Annotated in this window: 16 protein-coding genes; 13 read left to right on the forward strand and 3 right to left on the reverse strand. The window is 29.1% G+C overall.

Features of this window, described 5'->3' with window-relative positions:
• The first annotated feature begins 3 nt into the window (after positions 1–3).
• The 6 genes from FBF22_RS01970 (at position 4) to FBF22_RS01995 (ending at position 8,282) form a co-directional block, all read left to right on the forward strand.
• On the forward strand, positions 4–2,190 hold the full coding sequence (locus FBF22_RS01970) for a dynamin family protein (RefSeq protein WP_002885524.1): 2,187 nt from the start codon (positions 4–6) through the stop codon (positions 2,188–2,190).
• A complete protein-coding gene (locus FBF22_RS01975; RefSeq protein WP_002885522.1) occupies positions 2,180–4,009 on the forward strand; it encodes a dynamin family protein in 1,830 nt (609 codons plus the stop codon). The genes FBF22_RS01970 and FBF22_RS01975 overlap by 11 nt, the downstream gene beginning before the upstream one ends.
• Entirely contained in the window at positions 4,009–4,713 is a 705-nt protein-coding gene (locus tag FBF22_RS01980; protein WP_002885519.1) for a tetratricopeptide repeat protein, read from the forward strand. Before FBF22_RS01975 ends, FBF22_RS01980 begins: the two co-directional genes overlap by 1 nt.
• A 135-nt stretch (positions 4,714–4,848) precedes the next feature.
• Positions 4,849–5,577, forward strand: a complete 729-nt coding sequence (locus FBF22_RS01985; protein ID WP_002855611.1) for a gluconate 2-dehydrogenase subunit 3 family protein — start codon at positions 4,849–4,851, stop codon at positions 5,575–5,577.
• Position 5,578: 1 nt separating this feature from the next.
• The gene (locus tag FBF22_RS01990; protein ID WP_002885517.1) at positions 5,579–7,300 is read left to right on the forward strand and encodes a GMC family oxidoreductase; all 1,722 of its coding nucleotides are present in this window, start codon (positions 5,579–5,581) and stop codon (positions 7,298–7,300) included.
• Positions 7,301–7,505: 205 nt separating this feature from the next.
• Positions 7,506–8,282, forward strand: a complete 777-nt coding sequence (locus FBF22_RS01995) for a hypothetical protein (protein ID WP_052777728.1) — start codon at positions 7,506–7,508, stop codon at positions 8,280–8,282.
• 105 nt (positions 8,283–8,387) lie between these two features.
• Here the strand turns inward: FBF22_RS01995 and FBF22_RS02000 are convergent, their stop codons facing one another.
• A complete protein-coding gene (locus tag FBF22_RS02000) occupies positions 8,388–9,083 on the reverse strand; it encodes a putative metalloprotease CJM1_0395 family protein (RefSeq protein ID WP_002885559.1) in 696 nt (231 codons plus the stop codon).
• 107 nt (positions 9,084–9,190) lie between these two features.
• On the opposite strand from FBF22_RS02000, the gene FBF22_RS02005 reads away from it, so the two are divergent.
• Together FBF22_RS02005 and FBF22_RS02010 are read left to right on the forward strand one after the other, a co-directional pair.
• Complete coding sequence (locus tag FBF22_RS02005; RefSeq protein ID WP_002855609.1) at positions 9,191–9,553, forward strand: HIT family protein; 363 nt, start codon at positions 9,191–9,193, stop codon at positions 9,551–9,553.
• Positions 9,554–9,626: 73 nt separating this feature from the next.
• A complete protein-coding gene (locus FBF22_RS02010) occupies positions 9,627–10,199 on the forward strand; it encodes a YceI family protein (protein ID WP_002855621.1) in 573 nt (190 codons plus the stop codon).
• A 4-nt stretch (positions 10,200–10,203) separates the two neighbouring features.
• On the opposite strand, the gene FBF22_RS02015 is transcribed toward FBF22_RS02010, so the two are convergent.
• Positions 10,204–11,160 carry a hypothetical protein gene (locus tag FBF22_RS02015; protein WP_002885558.1) on the reverse strand — a complete coding sequence of 319 codons (957 nt, stop codon included), beginning with the start codon at positions 11,158–11,160 and terminating at the stop codon, positions 10,204–10,206.
• A 60-nt stretch (positions 11,161–11,220) separates the two neighbouring features.
• Positions 11,221–11,430 (reverse strand): transcriptional regulator, encoded by a 210-nt coding sequence (locus tag FBF22_RS02020; protein WP_002778401.1) that lies wholly within the window; start codon positions 11,428–11,430, stop codon positions 11,221–11,223.
• A 282-nt stretch (positions 11,431–11,712) separates the two neighbouring features.
• On the opposite strand from FBF22_RS02020, the gene FBF22_RS02025 reads away from it, so the two are divergent.
• From FBF22_RS02025 to FBF22_RS02045, 5 genes are all read left to right on the forward strand, one after another.
• Positions 11,713–11,826, forward strand: coding sequence for a superinfection immunity protein (locus tag FBF22_RS02025; protein ID WP_004297452.1), 114 nt, complete (start codon positions 11,713–11,715; stop codon positions 11,824–11,826).
• Positions 11,827–11,834: 8 nt separating this feature from the next.
• Positions 11,835–12,467 (forward strand): toxin-antitoxin system YwqK family antitoxin, encoded by a 633-nt coding sequence (locus tag FBF22_RS02030; protein WP_002885556.1) that lies wholly within the window; start codon positions 11,835–11,837, stop codon positions 12,465–12,467.
• 12 nt (positions 12,468–12,479) lie between these two features.
• A complete protein-coding gene (locus FBF22_RS02035) occupies positions 12,480–12,896 on the forward strand; it encodes a hypothetical protein (RefSeq protein WP_002885555.1) in 417 nt (138 codons plus the stop codon).
• 128 nt (positions 12,897–13,024) lie between these two features.
• Positions 13,025–14,602, forward strand: a complete 1,578-nt coding sequence (locus tag FBF22_RS02040) for an ABC-F family ATP-binding cassette domain-containing protein (RefSeq protein ID WP_165433284.1) — start codon at positions 13,025–13,027, stop codon at positions 14,600–14,602.
• Complete coding sequence (locus tag FBF22_RS02045) at positions 14,592–14,927, forward strand: hypothetical protein (protein WP_002859498.1); 336 nt, start codon at positions 14,592–14,594, stop codon at positions 14,925–14,927. Before FBF22_RS02040 ends, FBF22_RS02045 begins: the two co-directional genes overlap by 11 nt.
• Positions 14,928–14,979 lie beyond the last annotated feature (52 nt).

The following is a 14,979-nucleotide window of genomic DNA, read 5'->3' on the forward strand; positions in this document are numbered from 1 at the left end:
ATTATGAAAGAATTATTCCAAAAAATTTGGCAAAATGAACTTCAATTTTTAAATTTTGATGCTAAATTTCAAGATAAAAACAAACTTAATACGGCCGAGTGCGCGATTATTTTAAGTGTCAATAAAGACAATTATGAAAGATATTTTCTCTTAAAAGAATTTCAAGAGCTTTGCAAAAAAATTGATTTAAGAGTGGATATTTTTAGTATACAAAATGCTCAAATTTGTATTTTAAATTTTTTTAAATCAGGTTTTATTTCAAAGCAAGATTTGCTTAAGGCTCTAAAAATTTTAGAAAAAATTTCAAAAAATACCGAAATGCTTGATTTTATTTCACAAGAAAAAGTTCAAAGTATAGATCAAAAAGCTTTATTTCAAAATGATTTTAAAGAATTAAACACCATTAATTTAGAGCTTCAAAAGCTAAGTTTTGATGAAAATTTAAAATCAAGACTTCAAAAAACTTTGGAAAAATTTCAAAATTTAGAGTTTAATATAGCCATCACTGGCGTGATGAATGCAGGAAAATCAAGCCTTTTAAATGCTCTTTTAAAAGAAGATTTTTTAGGCGTTTCAAACATACCTGAAACAGCTAATTTAACAGTATTAAGTTATGGTAAGAGCGAAGAAGCAAAGATATATTTTTGGGATAAGAAAGAATGGCAAAATATACTTGAAAGTTCGCACTTTAATGCAGATTTAAAAGAATTTATTGATAAGCTGGATAAGAGTGTAAATATAGAGGATTTTATCAAGGATAAACCTTTAATACAAAATATCGCACTTTGTGAACTTAAAAATTTCAGTTCAGCTAAAAATAAAATTTCAGCTTTAATTAAAAAAATAGAAATTAAAAGTCATTTAGAATTTTTAAAAAATAATATTTCCATAGTTGATACTCCAGGACTTGATGATGTTGTAGTTCAAAGAGAAATTGTTACAAATGAGTATCTTAGAGAAAGTGATTTTTTAATTCATTTAATGAATGCTTCTCAAAGCTTGACTCAAAAAGATGCAGACTTTTTGGTGCATTGTCTTTTAAATTCAAGGCTGAGTAAGTTTTTAATTGTTTTAACTAAAGCGGATTTGTTAAGCAAAAAGGATTTAGAAGAAGTCATTGTTTATACCAAAGAAAGCTTAAAATCAAGACTTGTGGATTTAGATGAAAATTTGGTGGAAAAGATTGATTTTTTATGTGTGAGTGCTAAAATGGCAAGTGATTTTTATAAGGGTTTAGCACCTAAGGAAAGTTTGCAAAAAAGTGGTATGCAAGAATTTGAAAACTATCTTTTTAACGAGCTTTATGCGGGAGAAAAAAGCAAGATTGCCTTAAGAGCTTACAAAAAAGAATTACAGTTGGAACTTAAAAATATTCTAAGCAAATATGAAATGCAAAATCGTCTTATTAAGGAGAATAAACAAGGTGTAAGTGAAGAAAATCAAAAGCTTTTACTTGAACTTCAAAAGCAAAATATCTTATTAAAAGAAGCACAAGATGAAATTTCAAATTCCATTGTAAAACTTAAAAATATAGATAATGGTATAGATAATCTTGTTTTACTTTTGGCTAAAAAATTAAAAGAACGCTTGATAGATGAGTTTAAATATTTAAAAAATAATGCACAAAAGCTTAATCTTTCTCGTATTTTAAATATAGTTGATATTACTACAAAAGATGGGATTAATGATATTTTAAGAGAAATTAAAATTGAAAATATTAAAAAAATCGAGGAGCTTAAAACAAATTTGTCTTTAAAATATGATTTTTTAAAAGATGATTTTGATAATGGTTTTGAAGGTTTTAAAGATGGAATTTCAAAAAATATAGATAGTATTTTTCAAAGTGAAAAATTTGCACTTTTAAGATTGAAAATTGAAAAATTAAGCAATTTAAAATCAGATTTATATGAGCTTGAAACGAATTTAGATATGGTTATTTTTGATACTTTTAAAGAATTTAAAATGAGCGAAATTTTAAATTCTTTAAATATCAATGGAGCATTTTTTGAGTTTTTAAATGATAAATTAAAACATTATGAAAAAAATCAAAAATCAAAATTAGAAAGTCTTGAAAAAGTTTTACAGAGTCTGAAAAATCAAGATATTAATATTTTAAATTCTTTTGAAGAAAATTTAGAAAAAATTGAAAAATTAAAACAACTTGAAATGGGGCTTTTAAATGCAGATTAATCTTTTAAATGATTTTATAAAAGCCTATGAAAATACTTATAGTGTGAGTTTTGATGATAGTTTTAAAGGGCGTATTCAAGAGCTTTGCAAGGAACTTAATGAGCCTTTTATGCACGCAAGTTATGCTTTAGAAAATGAATTAAAAGAGCTTGTGTTTTCTTTGGATAAGAATGTTAATATCGCTATTATAGGGCAGTTTTCAAGTGGTAAATCAAGTTTGCTAAATTTGATCTTAGGGCGTGATTGTTTGCCTACGGGTGTTGTTCCTGTTACTTTTAAACCTACTTTTTTACGCTATGCAAAAGAATATTTTTTAAGAGTAGAATTTGAAGATAGAAGTGATATTATCACAAATATAGAAAAATTAGCCTTTTATACGGATCAAAGAAATGAAGTAAAACAAGCAAAAAGTTTGCATATTTTTGCACCTATTCCTTTACTTGAAAAAATTACTCTTGTAGATACTCCGGGTTTAAATGCAAATGAAAATGATACTTTAACAACTCTTGATGAGCTTAGAAATATTCATGGAGCGATTTGGTTAAGTTTGATTGATAATGCAGGCAAAAAAAGTGAAGAAGATGCCATAAAAGCAAATTTAGAACTTTTAGGAGAAAATAGCATTTGTGTATTAAATCAAAAAGATAAATTAAACACAGAAGAGCTAGATAATGTTTTAAATTATGCAAAAAGTGTATTTTTAAAATATTTTGATGAGCTTATTGCCATTTCTTGCAAAGAAGCTAAAGATGAGCAAAGCTATGAAAAATCTAATTTTCAATCTTTGCTTGATTTTTTAACTCAGCTAGATACAACAGCTTTAAAAGAAAAATTTGTTAAAAGAAAAATTTTAAATTTATGCGAAATTTTAGAAGATGAAAATCAACTTTTTGTAGGTATTTTTGATCGTTTATTAAATCAATTTCAAAGTTATGAAAAGCATTTACTTTTAGCGTATGAATTTTTTTTAAAAGAGATTGAAATTTTAAATCATCAGATTTTAGAACAGCTTAAAAGCATTAGCGAAAGAATTTCTAGTGAAATTTTTGCAAGTGTTAAGGAAAAAGATGCTTATTTTTACAAAGAAAGCAAAGGATTTTTAAAGAAAGATTTATACACAAGATATGATTATAAAGCACCTTATATTTCAATTGACGATGCTTTTTTGGCGATGTTTTACAATAGTGATGTAATGAGTAAAGAGTTTAAAAAAATCAAAAATGAACTTTATAAATCTTTTGAAGAAATCAAGATGAAATTAAAAGACTTTATAAACATACTCGAGAGAGAAATTTTACTTTTTAAAGCAGAATTTTCAAACATACAAAAAGATCATATTTTCCAAAGTGATAAAAATTTTAGCGAATTAAGAGTTTTTTGCAATGCAAGTGATGAGTACTTTTTGAAAGATTTTAAAGAGCTTTTATTTAAAAGTATTTTAGAACTTGATTTATTTTTTGAAAAATTAAATCTTAAGGCTTTTACAAATTATGAAAATGCTACAAAACTAAGCCTTGCATTTTTTAGTCGTAAAATCAATGAAAGCCGTGTTCTTTATGAGCTTGATAGTTCTGAATTTGTACTTTTTTATCCTAAAAAAAGCGAAATTTATGAAAGAGTTTTAAATGAATTAAATGTTTATGAGTTTGAAGCTTTGCTTATTAATAAGCCTATTTTGACAAAAATTGCAAAAAATTTTTTAGAACAAAGTCAAATTTTAATCCAAGAAAAAAGTAAATTTTTAGATCTTAAAAAAGCAGAACTTCGAAAAAGAAGAGTACAGATTTTAAATGTTAGAGAAAGTATAAAGGAAGATTAATGAGAATATTTTTAGCTTTATTTTTATTTTTTAATTCATTACTTGCATTAAGTGAGCTAGAAGAGGGTTTAAAACTTTATGAAGCAAATAAATTTGATAAAGCTTATGAAATTTTTAAAAGCCTTTGTGAAAAAGATATTTCTAAAGCTTGTTTTTCTTTAGCTTTTATGTACGAAAGTGCTAAGGGTATGAGTAAGGATTTAAATCAAGCTTATAAATTTTATGATAAAGCTTGTAAATTGGGTTTAGCAAGTGCGTGTTCTAATATGGCTTTGCTTTTGCAAAATCAAGGTTATAAAAATGAAGCTCTTTTGGCTTTTAATAAAGCTTGTACTTTAGGAGAATCGTTAAGTTGTAATAATATAGCTTTATTTTATGAAAAAGAAAAAGATGGACAAATGGCCTCAAGTTTTTATAAAAGATCTTGTGATTTAAAAAATGCAAGAGCTTGTTATCAATTAGGGTCTTTATATGATAAAGGAGAGCTTGTTAAAGCAAGTGTAAAATCTGCCCTTGCTTTTTATTCTAAATCTTGCACTTTAGGTTTTAGTGAGTCTTGTTATTTGTTAGGACGCTATAATCAACTAGAAAAACAAGATTTAACAAAGGCAAAAAGATATTTTGGTATGGCTTGTGATCAAAAACATCAAGAAGCTTGTGCAGCTTATAAAGAACTTAATTCTAAAGATATAGAGCTTTATTAAAAGTTCTATTTTCATTACTTTCAAAGATATTCTTAAATAAAATTAAGAATAACACAAAATTTATCGCTTTTTAAAGTTAAATTTATATTAATAGGGCTAATATAGTCTTGTTTAAATTATTATCAAGGAGAAGTAATGCAAGACAATATTATTGATCGCAGAAGCTTTTTTAAACTAGGGCTTTTAGGTGGTTCTGTAGTAGCAGCTAGTACTATAGGTGGCGGTGCTGTTTTAAAGGCAGCAGAACTTACGCATTCGCATCAAGCTTCACAAGGAAAATCAAATAAAGTTAGAGGTAGAATGTTTTTTCAAACTCAAACTGAATTTGATACCTTAAGTGCAGCCTGTGAAAGAATTTATCCTAAAGATGAGCAAGGAGAAGGAGCTATAGGTTTAGGCGTACCTTATTTTATCGATAATCAGCTAGCTAGTGCTTATGGTTATAATGATAGAGAATATATGCAAGGACCTTTCATTGAGGGTAAAGCTGAACAAGGCTATCAAACTCCTATGCAACGCAAAGATATTTTTTTAGAAGGTGTGCATGCTCTTGAAGAAAATGCTCAAAAGCGTTATAAAAAATCTTTTTCTCTGCTTAAAGGTGGAGATCAGGATAAAATTCTAAGCGATTTTGAAAAAGGAAAAATTCAAACTACGGGTTTTAAATCTTCTTATTTTTTCACTCTTTTAAGAGATATGACAGTAGCTGGAGTTTTAGCTGATCCAATTTATGGCGGAAATGATAATAAAAATGGTTGGAGAATGATGCAATATCCAGGCGCACAAATGAGCTATGTGGATAAAATTGCAAGTGATGAATTTTTTAACATTGAACCTATGAGTTTAGCAGATATGGAGAGTTAAAATGGCTGAAGTATTAAAAAAAGTAGATGTGGTAACAGTTGGGGCAGGATGGACTGGAGGTATAGTGGCTGCAGAGCTTACTAAAGCAGGTTTGAATGTACTTAGTTTAGAACGCGGACATATGCAAAGTACTGAAAATTTTAATTTTATCCATGATGAGTGGAGATACGGGATTAATTATGGTTTGATGCAAGATTGCTCGAAAGACACTGTGACTTTTCGCCATGATCCTAGTGGTTTAGCCTTGCCTTATCGTAAAATGGGTTCGTTTTTATTGGGTAATAATGTTGGTGGTGCAGGGGTGCATTGGAATGGTTGGACTTTTAGGTTTATGCCTTATGATTTTGAAATTCAAACCCTAAGCAAACAAAGATATGGTAATAAATTAGGTAATGATTATACCTTGCAAGATTGGGGTGTGACTTATAAGGATATGGAGCCTTATTATGATAGATTTGAAAAAACCTGTGGGGTATCAGGTGAGCCAAATCCTTTAGCGGAAAAAATGGGAGCTTTTAGATCCAGTCCTTATCCACAAGAACCTCTTGAAAATACTAAAATGCTTAAACGATTTGAAAGTGCAGCAAAAAGTTCAAATTTACACACTTATCGTTTGCCAGCTTCAAATTCTAAAGGTGGCTATACAAACCCTGATGGTCAAGATTTAGCTCCTTGTCAATACTGTGCGTATTGTGAGCGTTTTGGTTGTGAGTATGGCGCAAAAGCAAGTCCTTTAAACACAGTAATTCCAAAGGCTATGAGCACAGGTAAATACACTATACGCACTTATAGCAATGTAACGCAAATTCTTAAAAAAGACGGAAAAGTAACGGGGGTAAAATTTGTCGATACTAGAACGATGAAAGAGTATATTCAACCTGCTGATATAGTTGTGCTTACAAGTTATATGTTTAACAATGCTAAGCTTTTAATGGTAAGCAACATAGGTGAGCAATACGATCCAAAAACAGGTAAAGGAACTTTAGGTAGAAATTATTGTTATCAAATGAACATGGGTACAACAGCTTTCTTTGATGAGCAATTTAACACCTTCATGGGTTCAGGTGCTTTAGGAACTACGAGTGATGATTTTAACGGAGATAATTTTGATCATTCTAAGGAAAAATTCCTTCATGGAGCTATGATTTATAGCGTTCAGCTTGGAACTCGCCCTATACAATCAGCCCCACTTCCAACAGGAGCTCCAACTTGGGGTGCTGAATTTAAAAAAGCATTAAACTATAATTTCACAAGAGCCATTACCGTAGCAGGACAAGGTGCTTCTTTGCCTCATAAGAATAATTATTTAAGTCTTGATCCAACTTATAAAGATGCTTTTGGTATGCCACTTTTACGCTTAACTTATAATTTCACCGATCAAGATAGAGCTTTGCATAAATTTATTACAGATAAAACAGCTGAGGTAGCAAAAAGAATGCAAGGAGTAAAATCAATCAAAAAAGGTGCTTATCTTAAGGATTATAGCGTTGTGCCTTATCAATCTACTCATAACACAGGTGGAACAACAATGGGTGCAGATAGAGAAACTAGTGTGGTTAATACTTATTTACAACACTGGGATGCGGATAATCTTTTTGTTGTAGGAGCAGGAAATTTCCAACACAATAGTGGATATAATCCAACTGATACTGTGGGAGCTTTGGCTTATCGCTGTGCTGAAGGTATTTTAAAATATCATAAAAGTGGAAAAAGCTTAGCTTGATAATAACTTGAGAGTTTTTGAAAACTCTCAAGATTATAAATTTTTAATTTTCTTCCGATATAGTATAATATCAAGGAAGGCAAAAATGATTAATGGTATAAATTCTTATTCGAGCTACAATTATACAAAAAGGCAAATGGAGTCTGCTCTTGGTGGTTGGAATCCAAGATTATTTTAATAAAATATCATAAAAAAAGGGTTTTCTATGGTAAATTTTAATTCTCACTATCCTAATATCAATTATCCAAATAATGCTTTAAGCATTAAAAAAGATGAAAATAATGAATATACTTATACTAAAAAAGATGAGCCAAAAAGTGAAGAAGATGCTTATTGGGAAGATTTTGTGCAAAAATATTTTGGAGAAATGCTTAGTGAAGAATATGCGAACAAATACGGCTATAATGGAGACCCAGATGTTAAAGAAGTTGAAAATTCCTTGCTTGAGCAAATGCGAAAAGATAAATTAACTGAAGAGGAATGGGAAATTCTTAACGGAGCGTATGACATTGATAATATTGAATTTATTCCAAGAGATAAGATTGCCAGAATACGCGAAGCCAATCTTCTAAAAACTCTTACAAGTGCGAGTGAATTCGCAAGAATATGGGTTGCTGAAAAAGATGAAAGAAAAAAACGATTTATTGACGCACTTGATGTTAAACCACTTACTCAAGAAGAGATAGATAGGTTTTTAAATAAACAACAAAGCTCAAATTCTACCCAAGAAAGCAATGAAAGTGGTCAAAACCCAGATGAAAAACCCTTCAAAGCCATTCAAGGCGAAAGCAAAAACAAAGAAACTTATAAAGATGACAATGCTAAAAACGAGCTTTTAAAAAAATTATTAGAAAATAAATTTGGTAAAAGTGAAGAATTAGAACTTCTTTTTGGTATGAAATTTAGTGATGATAGTGCAGGAGAATTTAATAAATTTCTTTCTCAAAACACTTCGGCAAAAATTATAGATATAAAAGCTTGAAAATGCAAAAATTTAAATTATAAAAAAGAAAAAATGTTAAATATTTTAACATACAAATTCAAGTCATCGTTTTCATAAGGAAATTTTTTATTTAAATTAAGAATTTTAAGATGCGATGCTGAATTTAATGTCGTTATTTTGTGAGTTTTGTTGATAAGTTCTAGCGACAAAATTTTTAAAGTCTTTATCAAAATTTGAATTTTTATCGTTGTTTTTTGAATTTTTATCTGTTTTTTCTAGGCTATTTTCTGAATTTTTGTCATCTTTTTCTTTATTTTCTTCTTCTTTTTCTTCGGCTTTAAGCTTCATTGCTTCAGCTCTTGCTTCAAATTCCATTTTTGTAGCATTTGCTGCAACTTTATAATCTTGCGGGCTAGGATCAGCAGGAGCCATAGCTGCTGCTGCAATTTGTCTTGCATTGGCTATAGTTTCTTCTGGTGTGTTTCCTTTTTGCATGCTGATAGGAACTTCACCCGCTGTAGCATACATTTGATTATCAGGGCCTCTTGTATAAGTAAAACTTGCAGCACCTGCTAAGCCGCCGCCCGCTGCTTGATGCGCAGCTTCATGAGCCTTTACATTTCTATCGATACTTTGGAGTTCGCGAACTTGAGCTACTTCTTTTTGGCTTAGCTCTACGCCATTAACCATTTGGGTTTGTTCGCCATTTTTTTCTTTATCATCTTTATTTTCACTAAGATTTTTTTCATCTTTTTGAGTGGAATCAGATTGATTTGTTTTATCAAAAGAAGGTTTGCTAGAGTAGTAATCATAAGAGTTATAACTTGAACTAATTTGCATTTATCCTCCTTTTTGTTTTTTAAATTTTTAGGAATTTTAACGCATTTTGACTTAAAAATTTGATAAATTTTGTAAAATAATCATAAATACAATTTCAAAGGAATGTAATGATTTATGAAAATGATTTGATTTATATAGAGAAAGAGGAGGCTCAAGTGCCTTGGCTTAAAATTTTTACTAAAGAAATTTATAAAGAATTTAGCGATTGTCCTTTAGAGTTGCAAAAGGAACTTTTTGAAAAAATTTTACTTTGTGAAAAGGCTATGATAGAATTTTACAAACCTGAAAAAATCAATATCGCCTCTTTTGCAAATTATGTGCCAAGGGTGCATTTTCATGTTATGGCAAGATTTAAAGAAGATGCGTTTTTTCCAGAGTGTATGTGGGGAAAACAGCAAAGAGAAACAATAAAGCTTGATTTGCCTAAATTTGAAGAATTTGTAAAATTTTTAAATAGTAAAATTTTTTGATTTTTATTAATGATTTGTTATGTTTTATCTAATAAAATTTTTATATTGAAAATTACTATAAAAAAGGAAAAAAATGAAAAAAGTTTTATTGAGTTCATTGGTTGCGGTGTCTTTGTTAAGCACAGGTTTGTTTGCTAAAGAATATACTTTAGATAAAGCACATACAGATGTAGGTTTTAAAATCAAACATTTACAAATTAGCAATGTAAAAGGAAATTTCAAAGATTATTCTGCGGTGATTGATTTTGATCCTGCGAGTGCTGAATTTAAAAAGCTTGATGTAACTATAAAAATCGCATCTGTAAATACAGAAAATCAAACAAGAGATAATCACTTACAACAAGATGATTTTTTCAAAGCAAAAAAATATCCTGATATGACTTTTACAATGAAAAAATATGAAAAAATCGATAATGAAAAAGGCAAAATGACAGGAACTTTAACTATAGCTGGAGTTTCTAAAGATATCGTTTTAGATGCTGAAATCGGCGGTGTAGCTAAAGGCAAAGATGGAAAAGAAAAAATAGGATTTTCTTTAAATGGAAAAATCAAACGCTCTGATTTTAAATTTGCAACAAGTACTTCAACTATTACTTTAAGTGATGATATTAATTTAAATATCGAAGTTGAAGCGAACGAAAAATAATTTTTTAGTCTAAGAGTCTTGCTCTTAGACTTTGTAAATTTTTATCCAAATTTTCTTCACTTTCTTGCCAAATCAATTTAAAATCCGGTTTAAAATTTTCATTTTCTAAATTAAATTCCGTGTTTTTCAAGGTGGATTCTAAAAAAGCAAGATGATTTAAAGCTTGATTTTTATCATTAAAAATTAAAATAAAATCATTTTCTACGATAAAAATTTTTGCTCTAAAGCGTTTTAAAATTTTTGCAATTTGTTTTAAAATGAGTTTGGTATAGCTTTCTTTGGTATCTTTTAGTTCATTAAAATGAAGCAAGGCAATGATATAGTTGTTTTTTCCTTTTGTAAAGCGTGTAAGGCTTTTTTCATTGGGTAGCTTTGTTAAGGTGTCAAAAAAAGCTAACCTATAAGCGTGATTTAAAAGATAAAAACAAAAAACCAAACTTGCAAATTCAAAATATCTTATTCCTGCTCCTTCTTGGAATAAAAATTGAAAATACGCAGTAAAAAATGCGATAAGAAGATAATATTCTTTAGTTTTAAAGGTTTTGATAAAAATGAGTATTAAGCCGACTAAAAAAAATAAAAATCCTAATTCACTCACAGGTTTAAAAAAATCTAATGCAATAAAATGAAATTCTAAACCAGCACTATTAAAAGTAGTATTTCTAGGTAAAATGATACTTAAAATGCCTATAAAAATAAGAGTTATAATTGAAGCGATATTTTTTTTATTTAAAATTAAAACATGATGTTTTCCAACGCAAAATAGAGTAAAAATCATAGGTAAAAATAAAGCTACAAATAAATTAGCTTGAAAAAAACTTGTATAAAAATAAGGCAACTTAGCTCCTAGTAATACTAAAGTCAAAAAGAAAATTCTTGAATTTTTAAAGTAAAAGGATAATACAAGTGCTGAAATTTCAAAAATAAAACTCAATGATATTAAAAAATCTAATAAAAACATTTCAAATCCTTGATTTTAATAAAAGTGATAATTGTATAGAAAAAAGCTTAAAAGTGGATTTTATTTAAATTTAGCAATCTCATCTTGTATAGTTTGTTCTATATGAAGCAATTCTTCATGAGTTTTTTTGCTATTTTCTAAAAGTTCATCAAATTTAAAGCCAAGCATAACAATACGATATAAATTGGGTTTATATTTTCTCCAATTATATAAAGTGCTAACATCAATGTCTAGTTCATATGCCATATCACGCTTGCTCTTTTTTGTCATTTTTTACCTTAAAAATTTAGCCTTTAAAAAATTTTACATTAAAATTTCTTTATTAAAAACACTTGAAATATTCAATCTTTTATATAAAATATATTTAATATTCCAATATTAATTAAGTTACAGTATGGAATAATAGTTTTTATAAAATTTTTATTTAAGGAGAATTATATGGAAGGTGCAAGTGGCGGGTCTATTTTTGTAACAATATTATTGTTTGTATTATACATGTTGCCCGCTATTATTGGTTTGAGCAGAAAGCATTCTAATTGACTGATAATTTCTTTGCTAAATTTGTTTTTTGGTTGGACTATTATTGTTTGGCTTGTTTGTTTAATATGGTCTTTTACGGGAAGTTTTAAGCAAACTATTATTATTAAAGAAAAAAATGAGAAATAGGAGAAAAAATGACAAAATTTTTAAGCATTTGTAGTTTAATTGCGATGTTGTTAAGTGGTTGTGGAAGTGATTTTCCTGGACAACCTAGCGATGTGGCTAGAGTTCAGCAAAACAAATATCCAAATGGAAATTTAAAAGAAGAAATTCCCTATAATAAAGATTCAAGAATACATGGGTTAAAAAGAGCTTTTTATGACAATGGTCAGCTAAGAGCTGAAGAAAATTATAAAAATGGAAAAAAAGATGGAATTAGCAGGGAATATTCTAGAAATGGGCAATTACTTGAGGAGGTGCATTTTAAAGATAATCGCGGATATGGTGATTTTGTAAGCTATTATGAGAATGGAAATATGAGAGCAAAGGGAAAACTACTTGGCTATAATGAAGATGGTATGCCAGAATTTGAAGGTAATTACAAGGAATATTATGAAAATGGAACTTTAATGTGTGATTATAATTTTGATAATAAAGGTAAATTTGATGGAGTACAAAAGCGTTATGATGAAAATGGCGCCTTAGAAGACGAAGAAAATTATAAAAATGGACTTAAAAATGGAGTCTTTAGAGAATATAAAAAAGGGGAGATTGTAAGAGAAGAAGAATATAAAAATGGTATTTTAGTAGCAAAACCTAAAAATTAGAGGAGTTTAGATATGTTTAAAAAAGTAATTTTATTTTTCTTAATGGGGTTTGCCTTGCTTCAGGCCAACTCATTAGACAAATGTGATAATACGGCAGTTGTTTCAAATCTTAAAGAAAAAATTCCTAGTGAAATTTTTAAAAATCTTTATGAATTATCCGGACTTAAAGCCCAAGGGATTGATTATGAAGATTATGCAAAAGGCCTCAAAGAAATGGCCAAGCATGATGGAATAGTAAATTACACTGATATGATCGAAATTAATTCCATTTCAAATTTTGATCTTAATTTTGATTCTTGTATGGCTACGATTAATGCTGCATTAAAAGGGGAACAGAGAAAAGGTCTTTGGAGTGTTGTTTATAAGGTTTCTAACATAAATCAAGTGAAAATTACAGATATAACTTATATCAATGGAGATTTCCAATAATATTTTTATTAAAGTAAGTCAATAGAATTAATTTCATGACTACTAATATTTTATACTCAATTAATTTCAAGTCTTTTTTTGATACAATTTCTTAAAAATTTTTATAAGTAAAAAATTTAAGGAAAATTATGGTTGAAGTAAAAAATCTTACCATGCGTTTTGCAAATCAGCTTTTATTTGAAAATGTTAATTTAAAGCTTATTCGAGGACAAAGATACGGACTTATTGGTGCTAATGGTGCGGGAAAATCGACTTTTTTGAAAATTCTTTCAGGAGAAATTGAGTCAAGTAGTGGTGAAATAGTATTTGATGAAGGTTTAAAAATTGCAGTTTTAGGACAAGATCAATTTGCTTTTGAAAACTACACCATCAGAGATGCGGTGATGTGTGCAAATAAGCGTTTGTATGAGGCTTTAAAAGAAAAAGAAAAGCTTTATATGAGCGAGGAATTTACAGATGAGATCAATGAGCGTTTAGGTGAGCTTGAGATAATAACGGCTGAAGAAGATCCAAATTATGATTGTGAAACGCGTTGTGAAAAAATTTTAAGTTCTTTAAAGATTAAAGATTTTGATGCTTTAATGAGCACCTTACAAAGTGCGGATAAATTTAAAGTCTTACTAGCTCAAGTTTTGTTTTTGGGTGCGGATGTGCTTTTTTTAGATGAGCCTACAAATAACCTTGATTTAGAGGCGATTTCTTGGCTTGAAAATGAACTTTTAAGACATGAAGGAACTTTGGTTGTCATCTCTCACGATAGGCATTTTTTAAATAAAATTTGTACAAGAATTTTGGATGTGGATTTTAAACAAATTCGTGATTTTGCGGGAAATTACGATGATTGGTATATGGCTTCAACGCTTTTGGCAAAACAAGCTGAGCTTAAACGCGATAAAACCTTGAAAGAAAGAGAAGAATTAGAAAATTTCATTCACCGTTTTAGTGCGAATGCTTCTAAGGCAAAACAAGCTACAAGCCGCGCTAAGGCACTTGAAAAACTAGAGCTTGAAGAGATTAAAATTTCAAGCCGTAGAGATCCTAGTATAGTGTTTAGAATCAATCGTGAAATAGGTAATGAAGTTTTAGAATTTAAAGGTATAGGCAAGGCTTATGATAAACAATTGTTTTCAAATTTGGAGCTAAAAATAGAAAAAAATGATAAAATCGCTTTGATTGGGGCAAATGGTGTGGGCAAAAGTACTTTGGCAAAAATCATTGCTCATGCTATAAGTCCAGATAGTGGATCTATACACCTTGGGGCAACTATAGAGCTTAGATATTTTCCTCAAGATACAAGTAATTTAATTTGTGAAAATTTGAAACTTTACGAATGGCTTATGAGTGAAAAATTTAAAGATCTAGATGAAATCCGCAAGTGTTTAGGTAGAATGCTTTTTAGTGGCAGCGATCAAGAAAAAATGGCAGCAAGTTTAAGTGGGGGTGAAAAACATCGTTTAATGCTTTCTCGTTTAATGCTAGAGCGTCCGAATTTCTTGCTTTTAGACGAACCTGATAACCATTTAGATCTTGAAAGTATTATTGCATTGGGTGAAGCTTTGTATAATTTCAAAGGTGTAGTGCTTTGTATCAGCCACGACAGGGAGTTAGTTTCTGCTTTTGCTAATAGAATTTGGCATTTAGAAAATGGTAAGCTTACAGATTTTCGTGGAACTTATCAAGAATTTTTAGGAGAAAATGATGGCTAAATTTAGAATTCAATACAGCGCAGGTTTTGGGCACTATACGCAAAATCACAAGGGTTTTGGGCCTACGATTTATATAGAAGAAGTCGTAGAGTTTGATAATGGCAAGGATTATTTTGATTATATAGATTTTTATAAAACTTATTCAAAGAGCGATGATACTTATTTTCATATCAGTTTTTTAGAAGATAGACCTCTAAGCGATAAAGAAATCACGATTCGCAATGAATACCGCAAAATGCGTGATGAAAACTGTAAAAAAGCCAAGGAAGAATTTATAGCCAATAATGAGCTTGATGTGGAGCATTTGCCTACTCATCATGATTGAAAAACATTAATTTTTACATAAAAAAAGGAATACTTTTTGCTTGTATAGTTTT

This window comes from Campylobacter sp. CFSAN093260 (genome assembly GCF_012890095.1).
Taxonomy (GTDB): domain Bacteria; phylum Campylobacterota; class Campylobacteria; order Campylobacterales; family Campylobacteraceae; genus Campylobacter_D; species Campylobacter_D jejuni.